Source organism: Phormidium sp. FACHB-1136 (assembly GCF_014697375.1).
Taxonomy (GTDB): Bacteria; Cyanobacteriota; Cyanobacteriia; order Phormidesmidales; family Phormidesmidaceae; genus Nodosilinea.
The window spans coordinates 1-21,324 of record NZ_JACJRS010000040.1 but is presented as its reverse complement, the minus strand read 5'-3'; the positions used below and the strand labels follow the sequence as shown (position 1 = coordinate 21,324).

Here is a 21,324-nt window from a genome sequence, read left to right as displayed (position 1 = left end):
ACTTTGTTTCCGTCCCCTTGCGGGGAATTGAGGGTGTTTGACTCAAGACTATAGTGGAAGGGGGATGTATGGTTCAACTGTTTCCGTCCCCTTGCGGGGAATTGAGGGTGTTTGACCCGTGATGATTCCCGTAGGCGGTCGCCAAACCGTCACCACCGTTTCCGTCCCCTTGCGGGGAATTGAGGGTGTTTGACGGATTTTCGATTGAGGTGGAAGAACCCCCGTCTGTGTCAGTTTCCGTCCCCTTGCGGGGAATTGAGGGTGTTTGACGGGATCAAGCAATTTGTGGAAGAAGAAGAAATTGAGGATCGTTTCCGTCCCCTTGCGGGGAATTGAGGGTGTTTGACTTAAGGACAAGTTTAAGGGAGGTTGGGGTATATTGTTGAGTTTCCGTCCCCTTGCGGGGAATTGAGGGTGTTTGACGAGTTTATGGAGGGGGTTAATAGTGTAATTGACATTGTTTCCGTCCCCTTGCGGGGAATTGAGGGTGTTTGACTCAACTCAATGCCTTCTGCAATGGCCCCCTCCACGGTGTTTCCGTCCCCTTGCGGGGAATTGAGGGTGTTTGACTTCTGGCCCCTTCTGACCTGGGCCCGATCCCAGCAGGTTTCCGTCCCCTTGCGGGGAATTGAGGGTGTTTGACTTTGGTATTTGAAGTTGCAGGCTATCGCACATGACTGTGGTTTCCGTCCCCTTGCGGGGAATTGAGGGTGTTTGACGCTGACTTGAATCACGGCTCCCTCCTAGGAGTAGATGGTTTCCGTCCCCTTGCGGGGAATTGAGGGTGTTTGACAAAACATGGTATTTCCTATACTTGATCTTTTTTAGGTTTCCGTCCCCTTGCGGGGAATTGAGGGTGTTTGACTGAGGGCCGTAGCTGCTTTAGGTTTGACGCAAACGAAGTTTCCGTCCCCTTGCGGGGAATTGAGGGTGTTTGACCATGGTGGTGGTGGAACAGAAACATTTCGATTTTGAGTTTCCGTCCCCTTGCGGGGAATTGAGGGTGTTTGACGAAGAGCTTCTTTTTCAGAAGTACCATAGCCTTCAAAGGTGTTTCCGTCCCCTTGCGGGGAATTGAGGGTGTTTGACCTCCAATCGTCGCTAAGTTGCCCCGCTCTCAAGCCCCGTTTCCGTCCCCTTGCGGGGAATTGAGGGTGTTTGACATCAAGCGCCACCCTGGCCCTGTTGTCGCCTGCAATTCGTTTCCGTCCCCTTGCGGGGAATTGAGGGTGTTTGACATGGCTATTGATGTAACAGGTTCAGATAAAACTTTGTTTCCGTCCCCTTGCGGGGAATTGAGGGTGTTTGACACTCGATTGTTAAGAAGATCCAAAAGCTGCTGGCCCGTTTCCGTCCCCTTGCGGGGAATTGAGGGTGTTTGACGATGAGACAGATGTGGTGGGGGAGGCCCAGGCCATTTTGGTTTCCGTCCCCTTGCGGGGAATTGAGGGTGTTTGACATTGCCATGAAGGACATCTTCAATGCCGTAGAGGGCATTCGTTTCCGTCCCCTTGCGGGGAATTGAGGGTGTTTGACCTGGAGGAGCTGATCGAGGAGCTGGGCTGTAGGCTGGTCGGTTTCCGTCCCCTTGCGGGGAATTGAGGGTGTTTGACATCAAGGGCATCGCACTCGTAGCCCCCGCTAATGTAGTTTCCGTCCCCTTGCGGGGAATTGAGGGTGTTTGACCGATGGGCAGCGTAACGGCTCCGCGATCACCTATGCCCGTCGTTTCCGTCCCCTTGCGGGGAATTGAGGGTGTTTGACCAAGGACAAGCGAACTTGGACTGCGGAACAGCAGGAGGTTTCCGTCCCCTTGCGGGGAATTGAGGGTGTTTGACGGCTGAGCATCGTCGGCTGGCTCCAAGAAAATGATGTAGGTGTTTCCGTCCCCTTGCGGGGAATTGAGGGTGTTTGACCGGCACGGCATTTAGTGAGCGCTTCATCCAAAAAGCCTAATGGTTTCCGTCCCCTTGCGGGGAATTGAGGGTGTTTGACGGTTGCATGGGAAGACTGAGCAGGAACTTCAGGCAATTGTTTCCGTCCCCTTGCGGGGAATTGAGGGTGTTTGACGCGGGATGCAGAGCGAGACCTTCGTGATGAACTCCTGGTTTCCGTCCCCTTGCGGGGAATTGAGGGTGTTTGACTCAACTCAATGCCTTCTGCAATGGCCCCCTCCACGGTGTTTCCGTCCCCTTGCGGGGAATTGAGGGTGTTTGACGCTCTAACCGATTGGGCCACCACGGAGGATCAAGTTAATGTTTCCGTCCCCTTGCGGGGAATTGAGGGTGTTTGACTCGCAGTGTGCGCCTGGTGGATGATCGGCTGTCGAGGTTTCCGTCCCCTTGCGGGGAATTGAGGGTGTTTGACTCGCCTCCAGAATTTTTGCTACGTGTTCCGATGCAAGGTTTCCGTCCCCTTGCGGGGAATTGAGGGTGTTTGACCCTCCTGATTCTCGTATTGGCCCTCGCGGCTGAACTGAGTTTCCGTCCCCTTGCGGGGAATTGAGGGTGTTTGACCAAAGGATGAAAAGAAAAGAAACAAGAAAATTGAGGAAGGTTTCCGTCCCCTTGCGGGGAATTGAGGGTGTTTGACCTCCGAGTCGGGCTTAGACCCATCGTGCCAGCGACCGAAGGTTTCCGTCCCCTTGCGGGGAATTGAGGGTGTTTGACGAGGGGATAGCCCTTGAATTTCATCGCGCAGGTATGGTTTCCGTCCCCTTGCGGGGAATTGAGGGTGTTTGACATCAATGCGCGGTATTGGCCCTTCATCGAAGCGATTGTTTCCGTCCCCTTGCGGGGAATTGAGGGTGTTTGACGCATGGTAAAGCGTGGCCCTGGGGGACAGTTCGCAGTTTCCGTCCCCTTGCGGGGAATTGAGGGTGTTTGACCGCTCATTGGAAAATTGCTGACTTGCCGTTGATTGCTCACGTTTCCGTCCCCTTGCGGGGAATTGAGGGTGTTTGACGTGAGGGGGCGTTCGGGTGCCGCCTGCCTAGCATCTACTCGGTTTCCGTCCCCTTGCGGGGAATTGAGGGTGTTTGACTGGTCGCTTAGCCGTCCCGATGCCAAGCAATGAAAAAGCCGTTTCCGTCCCCTTGCGGGGAATTGAGGGTGTTTGACTAGGAGTTGTTGATAGGCAAAGGGCAAGCCCTCGCGAAACGTTTCCGTCCCCTTGCGGGGAATTGAGGGTGTTTGACGCCCCCGCCGCTTCCCCTCCACAGGCATTTTCAAACGTTTCCGTCCCCTTGCGGGGAATTGAGGGTGTTTGACACCGCAGCCCCCCAGCCACGCACCCAAGTAACGGCGTTTCCGTCCCCTTGCGGGGAATTGAGGGTGTTTGACGCAGTATCCGCGCCCTAGCTGCTGCCAGCGCTTCTAAGGTTGGTTTCCGTCCCCTTGCGGGGAATTGAGGGTGTTTGACACCCTAGCCGTGTTCATCCTGGGCTTATGGCTAGGGTTTTGGTTTCCGTCCCCTTGCGGGGAATTGAGGGTGTTTGACAAGCTGATCGCGTAGAATCCGTATTTGGCGAGAGGCCCAGTTTCCGTCCCCTTGCGGGGAATTGAGGGTGTTTGACTTTGTCCGGTCGATTGGTCTGACCGGGGGATCTCAATGTTTCCGTCCCCTTGCGGGGAATTGAGGGTGTTTGACTTTCCTGCTAGGGGGTGTGTGGTGCATCATTCGGTTTCCGTCCCCTTGCGGGGAATTGAGGGTGTTTGACCTTGAGGATGAGATGTCGAGGGACTTGATCGGCTGGGGTGGTTTCCGTCCCCTTGCGGGGAATTGAGGGTGTTTGACGCATAAGCTACTGGCGATAGGGCACCTCCACGAAGCGGCGTTTCCGTCCCCTTGCGGGGAATTGAGGGTGTTTGACCGGGGTTTTTTATTGGCCCAGCGCACCACCTCAATGGTTTCCGTCCCCTTGCGGGGAATTGAGGGTGTTTGACTCTTTACTAACCTATCTATGGAGGTATGTGCCCGACTACTGTAGTTTCCGTCCCCTTGCGGGGAATTGAGGGTGTTTGACAAATGGGAAAGCTGGTGATATCTTTACCAGCTTCTAAATGTTTCCGTCCCCTTGCGGGGAATTGAGGGTGTTTGACTCTACTTCAACGTTCGTCAGAAGAGTGAAAAACTCAGCGTTTCCGTCCCCTTGCGGGGAATTGAGGGTGTTTGACGCTCAGCCCTATTCTCTATATAGGTATTGGGTTAAAGTTTCCGTCCCCTTGCGGGGAATTGAGGGTGTTTGACAAAAGGTCACTATAATCAATTCACACTAATAGGTTTTTCAGTTTCCGTCCCCTTGCGGGGAATTGAGGGTGTTTGACTGCGTCACCGTTTATCCCCCCGCTGGCTCGTTCCGTGTTTCCGTCCCCTTGCGGGGAATTGAGGGTGTTTGACGCGGACGACATTGCCGCTGGTTTGGTTAAGTCCTTTCCCGTTTCCGTCCCCTTGCGGGGAATTGAGGGTGTTTGACACTGTTGCCAAACCACATCGGCAATATCTCTCGTCCCTACGGTTTCCGTCCCCTTGCGGGGAATTGAGGGTGTTTGACTCTAGGGTAGGAGACCACTATGTCTATCCAACATCCTTCTGTTTCCGTCCCCTTGCGGGGAATTGAGGGTGTTTGACTCTTACATTGTGTTCCCTAGGTAGTTCTATATTAGGGTTTCCGTCCCCTTGCGGGGAATTGAGGGTGTTTGACATAGTAGAGTTCTCCAGTTCAAGAGCTTGCTCAACAGAGTTTCCGTCCCCTTGCGGGGAATTGAGGGTGTTTGACAGAAGGGTTTGAGGTCTCCTTCCAAGAACAGATGGAGATTGGTTTCCGTCCCCTTGCGGGGAATTGAGGGTGTTTGACGACCAGTGATGAGTTCGCCATTTTCATCCATGGGCTGTGCGTTTCCGTCCCCTTGCGGGGAATTGAGGGTGTTTGACCATCCAAAAGGAGTCCTGGCAAGATTGGCAGGAGTATCTCTGTTTCCGTCCCCTTGCGGGGAATTGAGGGTGTTTGACACACAATATAGATACCTAATAGGGCCAGATAACTACTGTTTCCGTCCCCTTGCGGGGAATTGAGGGTGTTTGACGCCAAAATCAAGGGGCGAGATATTGGGGCCAACTTGGTGTTTCCGTCCCCTTGCGGGGAATTGAGGGTGTTTGACAGGTGAGCGTCGTGCCACTTGCGGCTGATACCGCATAGTTTCCGTCCCCTTGCGGGGAATTGAGGGTGTTTGACACTGTGAAGGGCTCCAATGGGGAAGAGACCAATATCCGAGTTTCCGTCCCCTTGCGGGGAATTGAGGGTGTTTGACCCAAAACCTACATTGCAGTTGGGATGGGGTTCCTAAGTTTCCGTCCCCTTGCGGGGAATTGAGGGTGTTTGACCTGGTATGGGCAGGAGTACTGTGAGCTGATGGCTGAGAAGGTTTCCGTCCCCTTGCGGGGAATTGAGGGTGTTTGACAGATTAACTAGGATTGAATTATATAAAAAGGAGAGAACAGTTTCCGTCCCCTTGCGGGGAATTGAGGGTGTTTGACAATGAAGATGCTGCTAGCGAGGAGCAGCTGTCCATTGAGTTTCCGTCCCCTTGCGGGGAATTGAGGGTGTTTGACTGTGACCCAGATATTAGACCTGTGAAGGTCTTTATGGTTTCCGTCCCCTTGCGGGGAATTGAGGGTGTTTGACCAGGGGTCAACAGCATCCGTCAGGGCTAGGGCGATCTCTGTTTCCGTCCCCTTGCGGGGAATTGAGGGTGTTTGACCTTGATGAGGACATCTGGACTTACTTCCAGCGAGAAAAGGTGTTTCCGTCCCCTTGCGGGGAATTGAGGGTGTTTGACTGGTCCGTGACCAGAAAGGCACTTCGGTGTTTTATAGTGTTTCCGTCCCCTTGCGGGGAATTGAGGGTGTTTGACAGTGGGTTCAGCCAGAGACCATCTCTCTTTTACAGTTTCCGTCCCCTTGCGGGGAATTGAGGGTGTTTGACTATGGTATGGCGACGGAGGGAGCTAGAATCTACGTTACGTTTCCGTCCCCTTGCGGGGAATTGAGGGTGTTTGACAATGCGCGGGTGGTGGGTCAATCCGGTACCTCATCTGTTTCCGTCCCCTTGCGGGGAATTGAGGGTGTTTGACATTGAGGTGCTGATTGATGATGTTCTCATTAATCTCAGGTTTCCGTCCCCTTGCGGGGAATTGAGGGTGTTTGACTTTTTTCGTAGGCCACCTATGTCCCGCGATATCCACGTTTCCGTCCCCTTGCGGGGAATTGAGGGTGTTTGACCACAAGAGAAAACCGGGGGCTAACGAGGGACGACCTGTTTCCGTCCCCTTGCGGGGAATTGAGGGTGTTTGACAGGGCACCCGCCTAGTGCCTGTCCTCAAGAGTCGCTGTTTCCGTCCCCTTGCGGGGAATTGAGGGTGTTTGACTTGTAGACAATGTGCGGTTCCTCGCTGAGGTTTTCCGTTTCCGTCCCCTTGCGGGGAATTGAGGGTGTTTGACTCAGGACAGGAATCATGTTGACTGAATCCCCGGCCTGTTTCCGTCCCCTTGCGGGGAATTGAGGGTGTTTGACCGAGGCTGTCTCCGATGGGAGAGTAAGCCTTATCAAGTTTCCGTCCCCTTGCGGGGAATTGAGGGTGTTTGACTGAACGCTGATTATCTGGAATACCGTGGCCAAGTCGTTTCCGTCCCCTTGCGGGGAATTGAGGGTGTTTGACGCCGTGCCGATGTTGACAGGCAAACTTTGAAAGAAGCGTTTCCGTCCCCTTGCGGGGAATTGAGGGTGTTTGACCCTCGGCTTTGGAAACTATTGAAATATGTAGTTTTCAAGGTACCGAAAAAGCGGGGGTACGGAGAACGTTGTTTACAAGATGAAACATTCATAATCGACCCAAGCCTTCTTGGTCATTATAGCCAAATTACAACGAAAAAGATACAAAGTGGGGCCAATTTTGGCAAACAGATCGTGTTTCGTTGAGCGAAGTTTTGTTTACGACGATTAACGCTCCCCAGCTAGGCGCGACAAAACTCGAAACTTCGTTACATTTCTCAATGCCAAAAAATCCGGCTTCTGGTGGCCCTTTTGGCCATCAACACCGGGCCAACCCGCCGCCAAATGATAACGAAATTGTTACAGAATCACATAGTCCGGTGGTTCGTAGGGTGGGGAGCCACCAAACACCAGGGTTCGTTTTTTCGCCGTGGCATCCAGGGGATAGATCCGCAGATTATCCTCCCGCAGGTTCAGCACCTTCAGCCAGCGCTTTTCTAGCAAATGGCGCAGTTCCTTTTCCGTTAGGGGGCATTCAAACACCGAATATTGCACCCGCTGGCCCCGTTGTTCCAGCAGCTTTACCAGCTTTTGGCGGCGCTTATTATCGGCCACATCGTAGCAAACCAGCCATAGCATCGGGGTCACCGCAGGCGCATCGGTTCGTAATCAAGCTGACGATCCACCAAACAGCGGGCCACCCAACGGGCCTGCTCTAGGATAATTTGGCCATAGCTCAGCCGTCGGCCCTGGGGGGGATAGTCGGTAGTTTGGCGCAATTGCTTTTCTAGGGCCGCCAAAAACAGCTTTTTGCCCACCGCCCCCACCCAAATTCCGGCCCCATCCGGCGAGGGTTCAAAATCCTCCGGCGACAGCAGACCCTCATTGAGGATGGCAATCACCGCCTGATCCACCACCAGCGGCCTAAACTCCTCCATCAGGTCTAGCACCAGGTTGGGCCGATAGGGTTCGATGGCATGGAAAAAGCCCAGGTACGGGTCTAGGCCCGCCTGCACCGAGGCCGCAAACACCCTGGCCAACAACACCCCATAGCCCCAGCTTAGCAAGGCATTCACCGGATCCAGCGGCGGACGACGATTGCGCCCCTGAAACTGCCAGCGGGGGTCGAAATAGTGGCGTAACCCTTGGAAATAGGCCCGCGCACAGATGCCCTCAATCCCCATCAGTTCCTCGCGACTGAGGGGCGTTTCCGTGTGGTCCAGGGTAGACCGATAGGCGGCAATGGCATCAATGGCCTCCGACAGTGCGCCCAGGGTGCCCCTAGTCGCCCGATTGCGCCGTTGCAACAGCGCCCGCTGATTGGCAATTTTGCCCGCCACCAGCCGCTGGGCCAGGGCCAAGCCAAAGGGCGTTTCCACCATGCGATATTGGGCCAGCCGAATGGCAGGATTGGTAGGGAACTGCCCCTGAAGCCGCCCCCGAAACTGGCCCCCACGGGTGAGAAACAGCGTTTCAATGCCCCGATCCATCAACTGCGCCAGGGCTTGGGACGTGAGCTGCACTCCCGGCAATACGACCACCAACCCCACCTCCACCAGCCGCAGGGTTTGGGCATGGCCCTGGCGCTTAATCACCAAGGCTTCATTCCGGCATTGCACCACGGTGCCCGGTTCGGTGAGGTAGAGGGTGGTCATGGGGATGAGGGAAAAAATTTAGCTCCCGAGATTCAGATCCCAGGGTTCTTGAAGAACTCTGGGATCTTCAGGCGGCTCAATTATGGCAGGCTCTTGGAAGAGATGCCTTCCAAGTGGTGATTATAGTGGGGGCTCTTGAGGCGATTGGTCTTGAGGCAATGTTCTAGGGAGGTTTCACGATGTCTCGATCACTGGCTCGAAAATTGGTGCGCTACCGCAATCTGTTGGTGGCCTTGGCGAATGCGGCGATTACCTGGGGAATTTTGATCATTGCGCCCCTGGGGTTGTTTGCGGTGATCAACTGTACCGTGATGGTGTTTTTGGCCAGCTTGGTCACGGGCTTCATGGGCGATCTGGCCCTCAACGCCTTGCTCAACGACATGAATAACGACCCCCGATCTCCTCGTCCAGACGATCCTCGCTACCCAGGTCAGGCCCAACGGGGGGAGATGGCGGACGATGGCAACTTCTGGAACCGGATTTCTGAGGGGCATCCTCCCCGCCAATCCTTACCCCGCCGGGATGAGGAATGAGGCAGGGGCTATCCGTCCTCACCTCGGTATTGCCGCAGTTCCTGTTCCGCCTCGGCAATCATCTGTTGGCGCACCACCCAAGGAGCGATCACCTCGCCCTGGGGTCGCCAGTCGCGCAGGCGCATGGTGACGTTGGTATCCCCCACCCGAATCCAGCCCTGGTAGTAGCGGTCGTGGGGCGAACGATCCGCCACCAGGGCCAGGAGTTGGGCGTGGGCGGCAGTTGGGGCGTGGGCGGCCATCAGCCGGGGCAGATCGCCATAGTCCACGGGGGCAAAGGTGGGGTGACGGTCGGTGCCATCCACATAGCAACGGGCAAAATCGGGGGAAAAGCGCATCAGTAACCATTGCTTCGGCAGATAGAAATTAAACCCCCAGGCCTCCTCTAGGTGACCTTCCACCACGGTGGGCGTAGGCAGTTGGCCCCGTTGGCGCAGGTGCTTCAGGTCTTCAGGAATCGCCGGATCGCCCCAGGGGAGCACCTTTAGCCGGGGGGAGGTAATCCGGTCGAGGCGATAGTTCCACCAGCCCAGATTCCCCTGGGGGGTGGGGCCATAGACCGTCAGGTACTTGGCCCGACGGGCATAGTGCAAACACACGGGGTAGGCGGTTACCTGGGTTTGCCGCTGTCGCCGCGCACTGAAATAGTCGAACTGCACCACGCCCCCCTCCGGGCTGTGCCAAAGCTGCTCTAGATCGTGCTGGTGTTGATCCACCTGATCCTGGGCCTCCTGGGACAACACATAGTCCAAATGCACAAACAAGCGCCGAGGGCGATCCAGCGGTAATGAGGGCTGGGGCTGGACGGTAATCTGCTGCCACAGGGTCTCCACCACCACCGCCAACTGGGGGCGCAAAAAGGCGATTTCCTCCAGCACCCCCAAAACCTGTTGCTGCTCCTGGGGCGACCAGTCCGACGACCCATAGCCCATCGCGACCTGTTCCGGCAAGGTGGGCCAATCCTGGGGGGCTTTTTTACGCCATAGCCCCCGCCCCGCCGACTCCAGCCAGCCCAGTTTGGTGAGCCAAGTCAGGTCGTCCCGTAGGGTGCGATGCACCGTCGCAAAGGCACAGGCCCGCAGTTCCGCCGCCACCGCCTCCGTCGTCAGCCCGCTAAGCGCCGCCATTTCCGCCACCCAGTCCGCCTGATCTCGCTGGGCAGAGGACAGGGGATGGTGCTGAAACAACAGGGTATCGGTGGGGGTTTGGCAGAGGCATTGGCTACCGCCGCAGCGGTGCTGCATATCGGCCACCGTGGCCCTATCGTCCCGGGGATGACTGGGCGCAAACACCCGATCCCGCACCTCCCCATAGCGAAAGATGGGCGGCAAATCCGCTAGGGGTGATGCCCCATCGCCATAGATCAGCCGTAGCCATACCCAGATCCGTAGGGTACGCCGTAACCGCAGGGCCAGACTGCTCCCACTCAGCCACTGAAGCAACCGAGGGTTTGAATCATAACGAAACTGAATCATTGTTAAGTAGGGGTAACATCACGCTAAAAAAGCCAACAAAACGATGGAAAACGATGCAGGAAAACCGTTGTTTATCGGAGATAACTCAGGCATTCTTAGGGTTAGCCCTGGGACAGGATGAGCGGAAAGGCCCCCCACGTTTCCCTCCATATTGGCTCCTGGCCTGCCTCAGCTTCCCTTGATCGTTCCTGTTCATTTATCCATGCCACCTCAATATCTTGGAAGATACCCATTCCAAGGGAATGCCATAATCACGGCAACACCACTACAGAGCCATCTATGGATCGTTGGCTGCTGTCCGTTGACGAGGTAGCTATGACCTTCACCGTTCCGTCTTCTATTCACCTCAGCCTGAGCGTACCCCAAACCCACCAAGACGCCACCTACCAAATCCTCACCATCGATCTCACGAGCCCCGACCGCCTGATCGAACCCCGTGACCTGGGAAATCTCACCCTGCCAGCGGGCATCGACACCACGGGCGGTGTGGTCATCACCGGACGCGCCCCCATCTGGCTCTATGCCCACCTCGTCCACGAACTGCACCCCACCGCCTGGGTCGCCTGCTACGATCCGCGCCTGGGGGGCGGTGTGGTCGTCGCCACCCACTCCCACCAAACCAATGTGGGCCAAGTGGTGCCCCTGCCCAAAATGCCCCTGCCCCCGCGACTGGGGGCGGCCCTGCTGATCGTTGGCCCCCCCGACAGCGGCAAATCCGTCCTAAGCCATGCCCTCTTCCAAGCCCTGCTGCCCCGCCACCCCGATGTCTTTTTGCAGCGGGCCAACTGGGACGGCGAAGGTAACTGGCTGCTAGAACTGCCCGATAACGCCACCGCCGACCAGCAGGAAGCCTTCAAACGCGCCTTCAAGGGTGGCCCCAGCGAACGCTTCTTTTCCTGGCAGGCCCAGGGCATCCTTGAGCTGCGCCGCCAAAAGCCCCTGGTGTTGGTCGATGTGGGCGGCAAGGTGCAAGACACCAAACTGCCCCTGCTGGATGCCTGCTCCCACTACCTCGTCATCAGCGCCAACCCCGACGCCATCGAACCCTGGCACGAGTTCTGCCGCGACCGCGCCAACCTCAAACCCGTCGCCGTGATCCACAGCACCCTAGAACGCTCCCTCCAAGTCCATCGCCGCCAGCCTTTCCTAGACATGACCTGCGGCCCCTGGCTGCGCGGGGCCACCGACGGCATTCCCGGCGTCCTCCTAGAACAGGTCGAGACATTGTTAGCAGGAAAAGCATAGATCAGAAAACATTAAGGAGAAAAAATGTGAGTGCCTCGAAATTTAGTCCGTACCAAGTTGATCATCTTTTTCTACTAATCGGCGAAAATCCTTTGCCCAACTACGTGGCAGCCAGACTACTGCTCAAACAAGGTGGCACTCCCTATCTGGTCTATACCACTGGAACTGAAAGATCAGCTAATCGTCTGGCAAAGATTTTGAAGAACGAGTTAGCTGATTTTCAGTTAGCCCAATTAGTTTCTATTGAAAAATACGAGTCTGACGCTTATCAAATTCAAGCAAGAATTCAGCAAGTTCTAAAGAATTTGAATGATCAAGTCGGGCTGAATTATACGGGTGGAACGAAAGCCATGGCAGTCCATTCCTATCGCGCTGTCTTCAGAGAGATAAAGGAGAAGGGGCAGCAAGCAGTTTTTAGCTATCTTGACCCGCGACGGCTAGAGATATGCATTGATAACGAAGGGGGCGAAAGTCTCAGAATTCCTATTTACTCAAAAGATGTCACGATTAGCCTTAGCACACTTTTTGAGCTTCATGGACTCAAGTGGAAAGACAATAAGCAACCCGCTAAAGATCCACTTCTACTCAATCTGGCAACTCGACTAGCTGAAGTTCATAAAGATGCAACGAAAGGAAGAGCTTGGTTTCATTGGTTCTACTCAATCTTCTGTGAGGGAGATGGTGATTCTAGCCAGGCGGCAAGAAAACCTAAAAAGACAGGTGGAAAACTAGGCAATTGGAAATCAAAAACTGATCTCAGGGGACTATCGTTTCCAACGACTTGTTTGCCGAAGGAAATTTTAGGAGGATTTCAGCAAGAGGGTTTTCTGAATCAAGATGACGACCTCTCCCTCGAACTTGTTCACAAGCATCCAAGCTTTCAAGATCTTCAGCACTTTTGCAAATGGCTAGACGGTATATGGCTAGAACACTATCTTCTTGGCGATATTCAGTCAATTGTCAATCAAGCTGGTATTTCTGACTATGGACTGAACTTTGAAGTTCCATTAGAAGGCACTCAGGAGGGATTTGAATTTGATGTAGCGTTTACCTACGGCTATCAACTGTTCGCAATTTCCTGTACGACAACATCAGATCGCAGTTTATGCAAATCAAAACTATTTGAAGCCTACCTGCGATCGCAGCAACTTGGCGGCAGTGAAGCAAGAGTAGCCCTATTTTGTTTCAATGACGACTTAGGCGGATTAGCCTCTGAAATGGGTAACCTTCTGTCACAAAAGCAAATTAGACTCTTTGGGCGTAAGCATCTGGCTAACTTTGCCGATGAAGTCATTGGTTGGATTCGAGAGAGTGATGCGGAGGTGGGCCGATGAAATTAACTGTGACGGTTCTTGATACCACTGGAATTCAGTCCTATATTTTTGGCAGCAACCGCCTGCGGGAAAATATTGGTGCGTCCTATATTGTTGGACAGGTGACGGATGCCTGGGTCAGGCAAATTTTGCACAATGAGTTTGAGATTACAAACCCTGAAGACTCGGTTGAAACTCAGAATGTGGAACTAGTTTATGCCGGAGGTGGTAACACCGTCTTACTGTTTAAGTCTGCTGACCTGGCCATAGGCTTCACTGAAAAACTCAGTCTTAAGATTCTGAGTGAAGCGCCAGGGATTAACCTGATCGTTGCCCATCGCCATGATTTTAAGTGGGGTCAAAATCAGCTCTATGATACAGTCCAGGAGATGATGAAAGATGACCTAGACGTGAAAAAGCGATCGCGCATTCCCTCTTCTCCTCTCTTAGGTTTAGGGGTGACTCAAGACTGCAACTCAACCCGATTGGTGGCGGTCGATCAAAGCAAGAATCATGGTTCGCCTACGGACTATCCAGTTTCTAGGGAAATTGTAGCGAAGCTAGATGCCGTCAACCCTAAGAATAAGCAACCTGCCAATACGCAATTGAAGCAGACGCTGCAATTGCCCGATGGATGGGATATTCCTCTAGACTTCGACGATTTCGGGCGTTCTAGGGATGAAATGAGTTACCTTGCCGTCGTGCATCTTGATGGCAACAGCATGGGAAAAAGATTTCAAGCATTTGCTGAAGGTAAGAGCGATCGCGACTACATCACTGCCATGCGCGATCTCTCCCAGAGTGTTGAAAATGCTGGAAAAGCTGTCCTCCAGCAGTTGACTCAAGAACTCATTGCTAACTGGGAAGTTCTTCAAGACACACTAGATCTGGCAGCACAAAAATTACCCTTCCGTCCGCTGGTTTATGGTGGGGATGATATCACCTTTGTCTGCGATGGTCGTCTGGGTTTAACGCTAGCTGTCCGCGCCCTTCAGTTATTTGAATCGCAACCAATCGCAGATGGTAAATCACTGACTGCCTGTGCCGGAGTTTGTATCGTTAAGGCACACTACCCCTTCGCTAGAGCCTATGAACTCAGCGAAGCCCTGTGTCAATCTGCCAAAAAAGTTGCCAAGTGTAAACGAGGATTTTCTTTAATGGAAGGTGAACGTTCAGAAGCAGTTTCTGCTATTGACTGGCATATTGCAGCTAGTGGCTTACTCGGCGACCTGACAGAAATTCGGGAGCGGGAATACCGCAGTCAAGATGGTAAGGACCTAGAAATGCGACCGCTTCTGTTAGATGCTGACTCTGATGATTGGCAAAACTGGGCAAGTTTTGAAACCATCATTAAAGCATTTGCGGGAGAAGTCTGGCAAGAGAAGCGTAATAAAGTTAAAGCTTTACGAGAAGTGCTGCGACGAGGACCAGCGGCAACCAAAGAGTTTCTAACGGCTTATCAGCTAGAGACACTTCCTATCATGCCTGGCAGCGATCACAGACTGAAATCTCCGTTGGCGGAACAGGGATGGCTGGATGATACCTGTGGTTATTTTGATGCGATCGAAGTAATGGATTTTTATATTTCTTTGGGAGGTGAGTCATGAGTTTCTACCAGCTTCAGATTCACTTGCTCAGTGACACCACCTTTGGCAGAGGAGATGGTGTCGCTGGTTTGATTGATCAGGAAGTTGAACACGATCCCTACGGATTTCCCTATTTGCGCGGACGGACACTCAAAGGCTTATTAAGTGAAGAGTGCGATAATTTAATTCATGCGTTGCCCAGCAATCAAAAACCTGACTGGCAACAAGTTGCTGGGGAATTGTTTGGCAAACCCGGTAGCACCCTGGACACGATGGGGGCGATTCATGTTGGAGATGCCCGCTTACCAGAAGAGGATTTACGTCAGGCAGTTGCCTACCAAATTAGCCAAGAAAAGTTAACCAGAGCTGAAATTCTGGATTCTCTCACCACAGTTCGTCGTCAAACTGCTATTCATCCTGAAACAGGAGTGCCAGACCGGGGCAGTTTACGATCTGCTCGTGTTGTATTGAGAGACTTGATCTTTACGGCTGACATCTCTTTTGAGCAGCAACCGACAGATGATCAACTTTGCTTGCTAATGATCGGAGCCAAAGCCCTCCGCTATCTGGGCAGTGGACGTAATCGGGGGCGTGGTCATGTGCGCTGTAGTCTTAATGGGGAATCTCTACCCCAGAATCACCTCGATCATTTCTTTGCTGTTTCGGAGGCATAAACAATGCCAGTCATTTTAGTCACTATTAAAACTCTACAACCCATCCTGGCAACTTCGTTTCAGGGCGATCCCAACAGTGACGTCTCCTATGACTATATTCCGGGCAGCATGATTCGAGGTGCTTTGATTGGTCGTTATTTGCACCACCAGGGACTTAGAGAACTAGATTTAGCCGATCCGGAAACACAACGGCTCTTTTTTCAATCCAATAACACGCGCTATCTCAATGCCTATTTAGTCACTAAGCAAGAACAGCATCGCACATTACCTATACCTCGCTCCTGGTACAAACCAAAGGATTATGAAATTGCAGAAGACAAGGTAATCGATGTTTCCGATCTGAGCTTAGAACAGGATGACGAACAAGAGTCTCTGAAAGTCATTCGAGATCAGTTCTGTATTTTTGAAGATGGCTGCGTCCGACTATACACGCCTGCGCGACGTATTAACATCCACAATACCCGTGATCGCCGCAAAGGTCGCTCCAGCAAACGAGAAGATCAACCTAGCAGTGAAGGTGCAATTTTTCGATATGATGCGCTAGATGCAGGACAAATTTTTCAGGCTGTCATTCTTTGTGAAAACCAGGATATTGAGTTTTTCAAACAACTCTTAAGTCAATCCGATTTATGGCTAGGGGGATCGCGAAGCGCGGGCTACGGTCATACTCAAATTTCTCATGAAATCAAGGACTCATGGCAAGAGTTTGAACCATTAGGAGATGAGGAGAATATTGATGCAGAACATCTCACAATTACCTTGCTTAGCGATACTTTGCTACGAGATACCAACGGCCAACCCAGCGCTGATCCGAACCTAATTGTTGATGCTATCAAAGCAACCTGCGGTAGTGAGCTACCCATTCCTGAACGAAATCATATCTTCTGCAGCCAGACCTATATTGGTGGCTTTAATCGCAAGTGGGGACTGCCCTTGCCCCAAGTAGCAGCCCTTGCCGCTGGAACAGTAGTTGTTTTCGAGAATGCCACCCTTACCGATGAACAAATCCAGCAGTTGCACTGGCAGGGGATTGGCGATCGCCGCAATGAAGGCTTTGGACGCGTGGCTATCAACTGGCATCGACAAGCAAAACTTCAAGTCAAGAAGCCCCCTAAATCTCAATCTGCATCTCAGCAACCTTCGATCAATCCAGCATCATTGCCCTTGGCTCAGAGAATGGCAGCGCAGCTTCTGCGTCAAAAACTAGACCAGCTTCTAAAAACGGAAGTCGATCACAGAAAACTGGAAATCGGGAATATTTCCAACAGCCAACTTTCCAGATTGCAACTTGTTGCTCGTGGAGGAATAAGTTCTGAACCAGTAAACTTGCAAGATATTTGTGAGTTTCTGAATCGCGACAACCTCACAAAAACGGCTCTAGAGCAGTTTCAGAAGACAAGATTTAAGCAAACTAATGAGTCTTTTTATAGTTGGTTGCAAGAACGACTGAAAAATCCTCAAAGTTGGATCGCTCAACCACCAGAAATTCAATTGAGTACAGAAGTCAAAGCAACCGTCGATGACTCATTAGCTGTTGAGTACACCCTCAAGCTGATTATGGCAGTGGCGAAGCAGGCAACCAAGGAGAAGCAACGATGATACAAGCTGAACCAACATCCAGCATTCAACGCATCGAACGTAATCAGCGTGAAATTATCCGTCGGGTGATTGTCCGGGGTTGCTTGAAGCTGGAGTCACCAACCTGTTTGGGCAGTGGGGATGCCGATAGTCCCACGGATATGCCTCTACTGCGAGACAGCATTTCTCAACACGCGCTGTTGACTGGCAGTTCAATCGCAGGGGCACTGCGGAATTACCTGTGGGACTACGAGCATAACTACGGTGCCAGGGAAACCAGAGATGATATGGCAGCTTACCTTTTTGGCGCAATCCGGCGAGATGATGACGGCGATCAAAGTCCGCTGATTGTTTATGATGCGATTAGCAGCACGGTTCCAGCTATTGAATTACGAGATGGGGTAAAGATTGAGAGCAAAACAGGCACCGCCAGCGACAAAGCAAAGTATGACCTGGAGGTGCTGGTAGCGGGTACGAAGTTTTCCCTTCAACTTGAGTTGTTAATTAATCAGCAGGCAAATCAAAATAAGCTGCTGCAAGGACTGGCGATCGCCCTCCAAGGACTTGAAAAAGGCGAAATTAGCTTAGGCATGAAAAAGCGCCGTGGGTTTGGTCGATGCAAAGTTACTGAATGGCAAGTGTGGGATTTCGACCTAACTAATCCTCAGAAATGTCGAGAATGGCTTAAATTTGACCATTGGACACCAGGTTTTCTAGAGAATTACTCAAAAACAGAATCAATTGCCAACGCATTAGGAGTTGATTTATCTAAGGTGGACGATAAGCGCGATCGCCTCACCTTAAAAGCTACCTTTAGTCTAGATGGCTCGCTCCTCATTCGTTCTGGTCAAGCTAGCACAGACAAAGCTCCTGATGTGGTACATCTCAAATCCAATGGCAAGCCTATAGTCTCAGGTACTAGCCTCGCTGGAGTGTTACGGCATCGAGCCGAGCGGATTGTCAAAACCTTACAAGGAACACCATCAAACGGTGAGCCAAATTTAGTGAAGACTTTATTTGGGGATGTTGATGAGAAGAGTAAAACTGCTCAAGCAAGTCGTCTGATAGTTCATGAGGCTGAAATTAATGAATCACATGACATGGTGCAAAACCGTATTGCGATCGATCGCTTTACAGGCGGCGCTTACCACGGAGCCTTATTCAACGAACAACCTGTATGGGGTGGCGAAAACACAAAACTGACTATTGAGCTAGAGCTTCATAACCCCAAAGCATACGAAATCGGTCTACTCCTACTCTTACTCAAAGACCTCTGGACAGGAGACTTACCTGTTGGGGGTGAGAGCAGTATTGGTCGGGGACGACTTAAAGGGAAAGAAGCAACCGTGACTCATTACCAACCAGGACCGCAAAACAAGTCATGGAAGATTACTCAAGGTGATCAGCATTTAGAGATTGAAAATCCAGACGAACTTGAATCCTTTGTAAAAGCTCTTGTGGATGAAGTTTCTGAGGAGGTGGCTGCATGAATATTCTAAACATCTGTGAACCCATTAAGGAGCTATCCCTGAGGACAAATGATGATTTAACAGATTGGATTGAAGCTCAGTTTAAGGAATATAATCTTAAATACTTACTGGCCCATGCTGATGATGGTGTGATCTGGGGGCATTTCAGAACAGGCAAACTCTCGACATCTAATGCTGTACTTGAACAATCTCCGCCTTTACGAATAATGACACTTCAGCAATGTCGTATTTTCGGCAAGGCTGGAGAAGTTTTACTCTGGAATACAAACAATACTTGGAATGCCCGCCTTTTATTTGATCCACCAGATAAGAAGCACATTATCGAAGAACGGCAGTTGCTCTGGGGCACCCATGGCAAGAAACGAGAGCCAGAAGGTTTTACTTGCTTGAAGGACGGCTCTCAGGGGCTCAAACACGCTGTTCCCTTCACTGAAATTGAATTAGAAAATGATGGGAAGCTAGTACAACCTGTTCGATTAGTTGTTCATCAATTCATTGATTATGACGATGACGGCTTAGCTCGAGTTACTCTAAGTCGTCTTGTAGATTTGACCACAGAAGGTTAGCAAGGAGTTGATCATGACTTTTCCAAAACATATTAAGTGTGTACCAGAAGATCGTAAAGCAGTTGCTCCTTATAATTTTGTGGAGCTGCCAGATAAAGTTGTGACTGTTGATCCTGATTCTTTACCAGATGGCGATCTTTACCATCCCGGACGCCACACAGGAACAATCAAATGTACTCTCACCACTGAATCTCCCCTCTACACTCGCTGTGGTTGGACACCAGATGATTTTGCTAAATATGGTGATATTCCTTTTCATGAACTTCCGCCAGAAATAAAACAAAGGCGTGCTAACTTTCTTTCCGATCCCATTACTCAAAAACCAGTAATTCCAGGAAGTAGTATCCGAGGAATGCTCCGCACTTTAGTTGAGATTATTAGCTTTAGCAAAATCAACCAAGTTTCTGATGCTCAGAAATTCTTCTTTCGGGCTGTAGCGGCTGAGAAAGAAGATCCTTTAGCAGAGCCTTACAAGAAGACTCTAAAAAAGGTACAGGCTGGCTACCTCGTGAAAAAAGGAGATGAGTGGTTTATTCGTCCAGCAAAGAAAGTAGATAACTTATCCTTTGTGTGGATTAAGGATGAATTGGTTAAAAAAGTAATTAATGATTTCATTCCTTTAAACAGCGAAGAATACTACCCACAGTACAAAATTAATATTAGTTTTGAAGACACTGCTCTAAAAAATGGGAGACGTTTTGCAAGGAAGATTAGCGTCAAGCCGAATCAGTATAAGTATGTAGGAGTATTAGTCACTAGTGGAAACATGGCAGAAACTGGAAAAGCTGATCAAACAAAACGTAAGAATGACTGTCTAGTCTGTGAACCTGATTCACAAGCTCAACTACTTAAAATTAGTAATGATACTATTCGCGATTATTGTAGTTCTTTAACCGCTTTTCAAAAACAATCACCAAATTTTACCGAACAAGAAGGGGTTTTGGTAAACGGACGATGCATTTTTTACTGTGAACCTCAAGAAACAGGAAAAGATGTAATCCTATTCGGGCAGAGTCCAAATTTTCGGATTCCTTTCTTTCCTGATCATAATGGCAAAGCTGCAACAGCACGAGACTTCATTCCTCCCCATCTGAAAGATACTAAAGATCAACCCATAATTTTAGATATGGCTGAGGCTATGTTTGGTTTTGTGCGACGTGATAAACAAACTAATCAAGATCAACAGGCTCGGAGTGGTCGTATCTTCATTAGCGATGCAATTCCACAACCTGAACAAGAAGCAAATATTCAAGCTAGTTTAGATAAGGAATCACAAGAGATTCTTTTATCCAGTCCGAAACCAACTACATTTCAGCACTATCTGGTTCAGCCTCAAGCCAAACAGAAAACTCTAAAACATTACGCTAGCAGCTCGCCAAAAGAAAATGAGCCAGGAAAAACTGCTATTCGTGGTCATAAATTGTATTGGCATAAAGAATACAAAGGTTTATCTGTATCTGAAAACTCAGACTCTCAGACAACCTTGATTAAGCCCCTTGACATAGGGATAAAGTTCACTTTTGATATTCATTTTGAAAACTTGAGTGATGCTGAACTAGGTTTATTGCTTTGGGTGTTGAGCCTCAGCAGTGACAAATTGGAAGAACTACAGACTGGAAAAGCAGGTGAGCACTATTGCTTTTCTCTGGGTATGGGTAAACCGCTAGGCATGGGCGCGGTGAAGATTAATCATAAATTGTATTTAAGTGATCGCCCCCTACGCTACCAGAAATTATTCAGTGGTTCAGATTGGGAGAAAATAGAGCATATTGCTACTATTAACGAGCAACAAAAATGTATCGATGCTTTTGAGTTCTCTATCCTTCATCCTAAGGATGGCATTAGTGACAGTGATCATCCTGAAGACCGAACAGCAACCAAGCTGAGAGAAATTCCACGAATTGAAATGCTTTTGGCTATGTTGCAATGTGACCCTCCTGACGAAGGTATTGAATATATGGATCTCGAAAGATTCCAAGATCGAAAGGTACTTCCTAACCCCTTAGATATCAGAGGAATCTCAGATCAACGCCGGGTTCCCAGCAATAACAATCCTAGTTCCAGTGGTTCAGAAGGGAGCGATCTCTCTACTCCTAAGCCTTCCAAATCCCAGAAAAAAGTTAATTCTTCTAAGGAGAAATCTGAAAGAAGACAATCTTCATCTAGTCAAGGTGGACAAACCAGTATGGGAGCGGCTTTCGAGCGAGCCAAGAAACCAAAGCGAAAATAGACTTAATCGGAATTGGGCACCTCGAAAAATACTGAAGGCACTGTCTCACAATGAGACTCACGCCGAAATCTAGACTCCTGAAATATTTGCTAATCATCCAATACTGGACAGTGGGAAGTTCTGTATCCGGTAGCGGGACGCCAAGAAAAACGGACATGAGCTGAGTCAATCGACCCATCATGTCCGAAACTGGCTGATGTAAAGCCTTTC

12 protein-coding genes and 1 CRISPR repeat array (1 of these 13 only partly in view) are annotated in these 21,324 nt (G+C 50.8%); of the genes, 9 read left to right on the top strand and 3 right to left on the bottom strand.

Annotated elements, in window-relative coordinates; genetic code table 11:
* Window positions 1–6,790: a CRISPR direct-repeat array (repeat unit 37 nt; unit sequence GTTTCCGTCCCCTTGCGGGGAATTGAGGGTGTTTGAC) (it extends 5,565 nt beyond the left edge of the window).
* A gap of 339 nt (window positions 6,791–7,129) precedes the next feature.
* Both cas2 and cas1 read right to left on the bottom strand, forming a co-directional pair.
* A complete protein-coding gene (cas2, locus tag H6G62_RS13455; RefSeq protein ID WP_190495937.1) occupies window positions 7,130–7,408 on the bottom strand; it encodes a CRISPR-associated endonuclease Cas2 in 279 nt (92 codons plus the stop codon).
* Between the two features lie 5 nt (window positions 7,409–7,413).
* A complete protein-coding gene (gene cas1 / locus H6G62_RS13450) occupies window positions 7,414–8,424 on the bottom strand; it encodes a CRISPR-associated endonuclease Cas1 (protein ID WP_190495935.1) in 1,011 nt (336 codons plus the stop codon).
* Window positions 8,425–8,603: 179 nt separating this feature from the next.
* Here cas1 and csx18 point away from each other — a divergent pair, with 179 nt between their 5' ends.
* Entirely contained in the window at window positions 8,604–8,957 is a 354-nt protein-coding gene (gene csx18 / locus H6G62_RS13445; protein WP_190495933.1) for a CRISPR-associated protein Csx18, read from the top strand.
* Window positions 8,958–8,965: 8 nt separating this feature from the next.
* Here csx18 and H6G62_RS13440 read toward each other — a convergent pair whose 3' ends face one another.
* Window positions 8,966–10,432, bottom strand: a complete 1,467-nt coding sequence (locus H6G62_RS13440; RefSeq protein WP_190495931.1) for a TIGR03985 family CRISPR-associated protein — start codon at window positions 10,430–10,432, stop codon at window positions 8,966–8,968.
* A 279-nt stretch (window positions 10,433–10,711) separates the two neighbouring features.
* On the opposite strand from H6G62_RS13440, the gene crn3 reads away from it, so the two are divergent.
* The 8 genes from crn3 to H6G62_RS13400 are packed head-to-tail and all read left to right on the top strand — an operon-like array spanning window position 10,712 to window position 21,114.
* Complete coding sequence (crn3, locus tag H6G62_RS13435; protein WP_242051983.1) at window positions 10,712–11,677, top strand: CRISPR-associated ring nuclease Crn3/Csx3; 966 nt, start codon at window positions 10,712–10,714, stop codon at window positions 11,675–11,677.
* A gap of 26 nt (window positions 11,678–11,703) precedes the next feature.
* Entirely contained in the window at window positions 11,704–13,011 is a 1,308-nt protein-coding gene (locus H6G62_RS13430) for a DUF1887 family CARF protein (protein ID WP_190495929.1), read from the top strand.
* Window positions 13,008–14,597 (top strand): hypothetical protein, encoded by a 1,590-nt coding sequence (locus tag H6G62_RS13425; RefSeq protein ID WP_190495927.1) that lies wholly within the window; start codon window positions 13,008–13,010, stop codon window positions 14,595–14,597. The genes H6G62_RS13430 and H6G62_RS13425 overlap by 4 nt, the downstream gene beginning before the upstream one ends.
* Window positions 14,594–15,250 (top strand): RAMP superfamily CRISPR-associated protein, encoded by a 657-nt coding sequence (locus H6G62_RS13420; protein WP_190495925.1) that lies wholly within the window; start codon window positions 14,594–14,596, stop codon window positions 15,248–15,250. Before H6G62_RS13425 ends, H6G62_RS13420 begins: the two co-directional genes overlap by 4 nt.
* A 3-nt stretch (window positions 15,251–15,253) precedes the next feature.
* Window positions 15,254–16,849 (top strand): RAMP superfamily CRISPR-associated protein, encoded by a 1,596-nt coding sequence (locus tag H6G62_RS13415; RefSeq protein WP_190495923.1) that lies wholly within the window; start codon window positions 15,254–15,256, stop codon window positions 16,847–16,849.
* Complete coding sequence (locus H6G62_RS13410; RefSeq protein ID WP_190495921.1) at window positions 16,846–18,318, top strand: RAMP superfamily CRISPR-associated protein; 1,473 nt, start codon at window positions 16,846–16,848, stop codon at window positions 18,316–18,318. The genes H6G62_RS13415 and H6G62_RS13410 overlap by 4 nt, the downstream gene beginning before the upstream one ends.
* Window positions 18,315–18,884: a CRISPR-associated protein Csx19 gene (gene csx19 / locus H6G62_RS13405; RefSeq protein WP_190495919.1), complete on the top strand. Its 570-nt coding sequence runs from the start codon at window positions 18,315–18,317 to the stop codon at window positions 18,882–18,884. Before H6G62_RS13410 ends, csx19 begins: the two co-directional genes overlap by 4 nt.
* A gap of 13 nt (window positions 18,885–18,897) precedes the next feature.
* Window positions 18,898–21,114 (top strand): TIGR03986 family CRISPR-associated RAMP protein, encoded by a 2,217-nt coding sequence (locus H6G62_RS13400; protein ID WP_190495917.1) that lies wholly within the window; start codon window positions 18,898–18,900, stop codon window positions 21,112–21,114.
* Window positions 21,115–21,324: the final 210 nt, after the last annotated feature.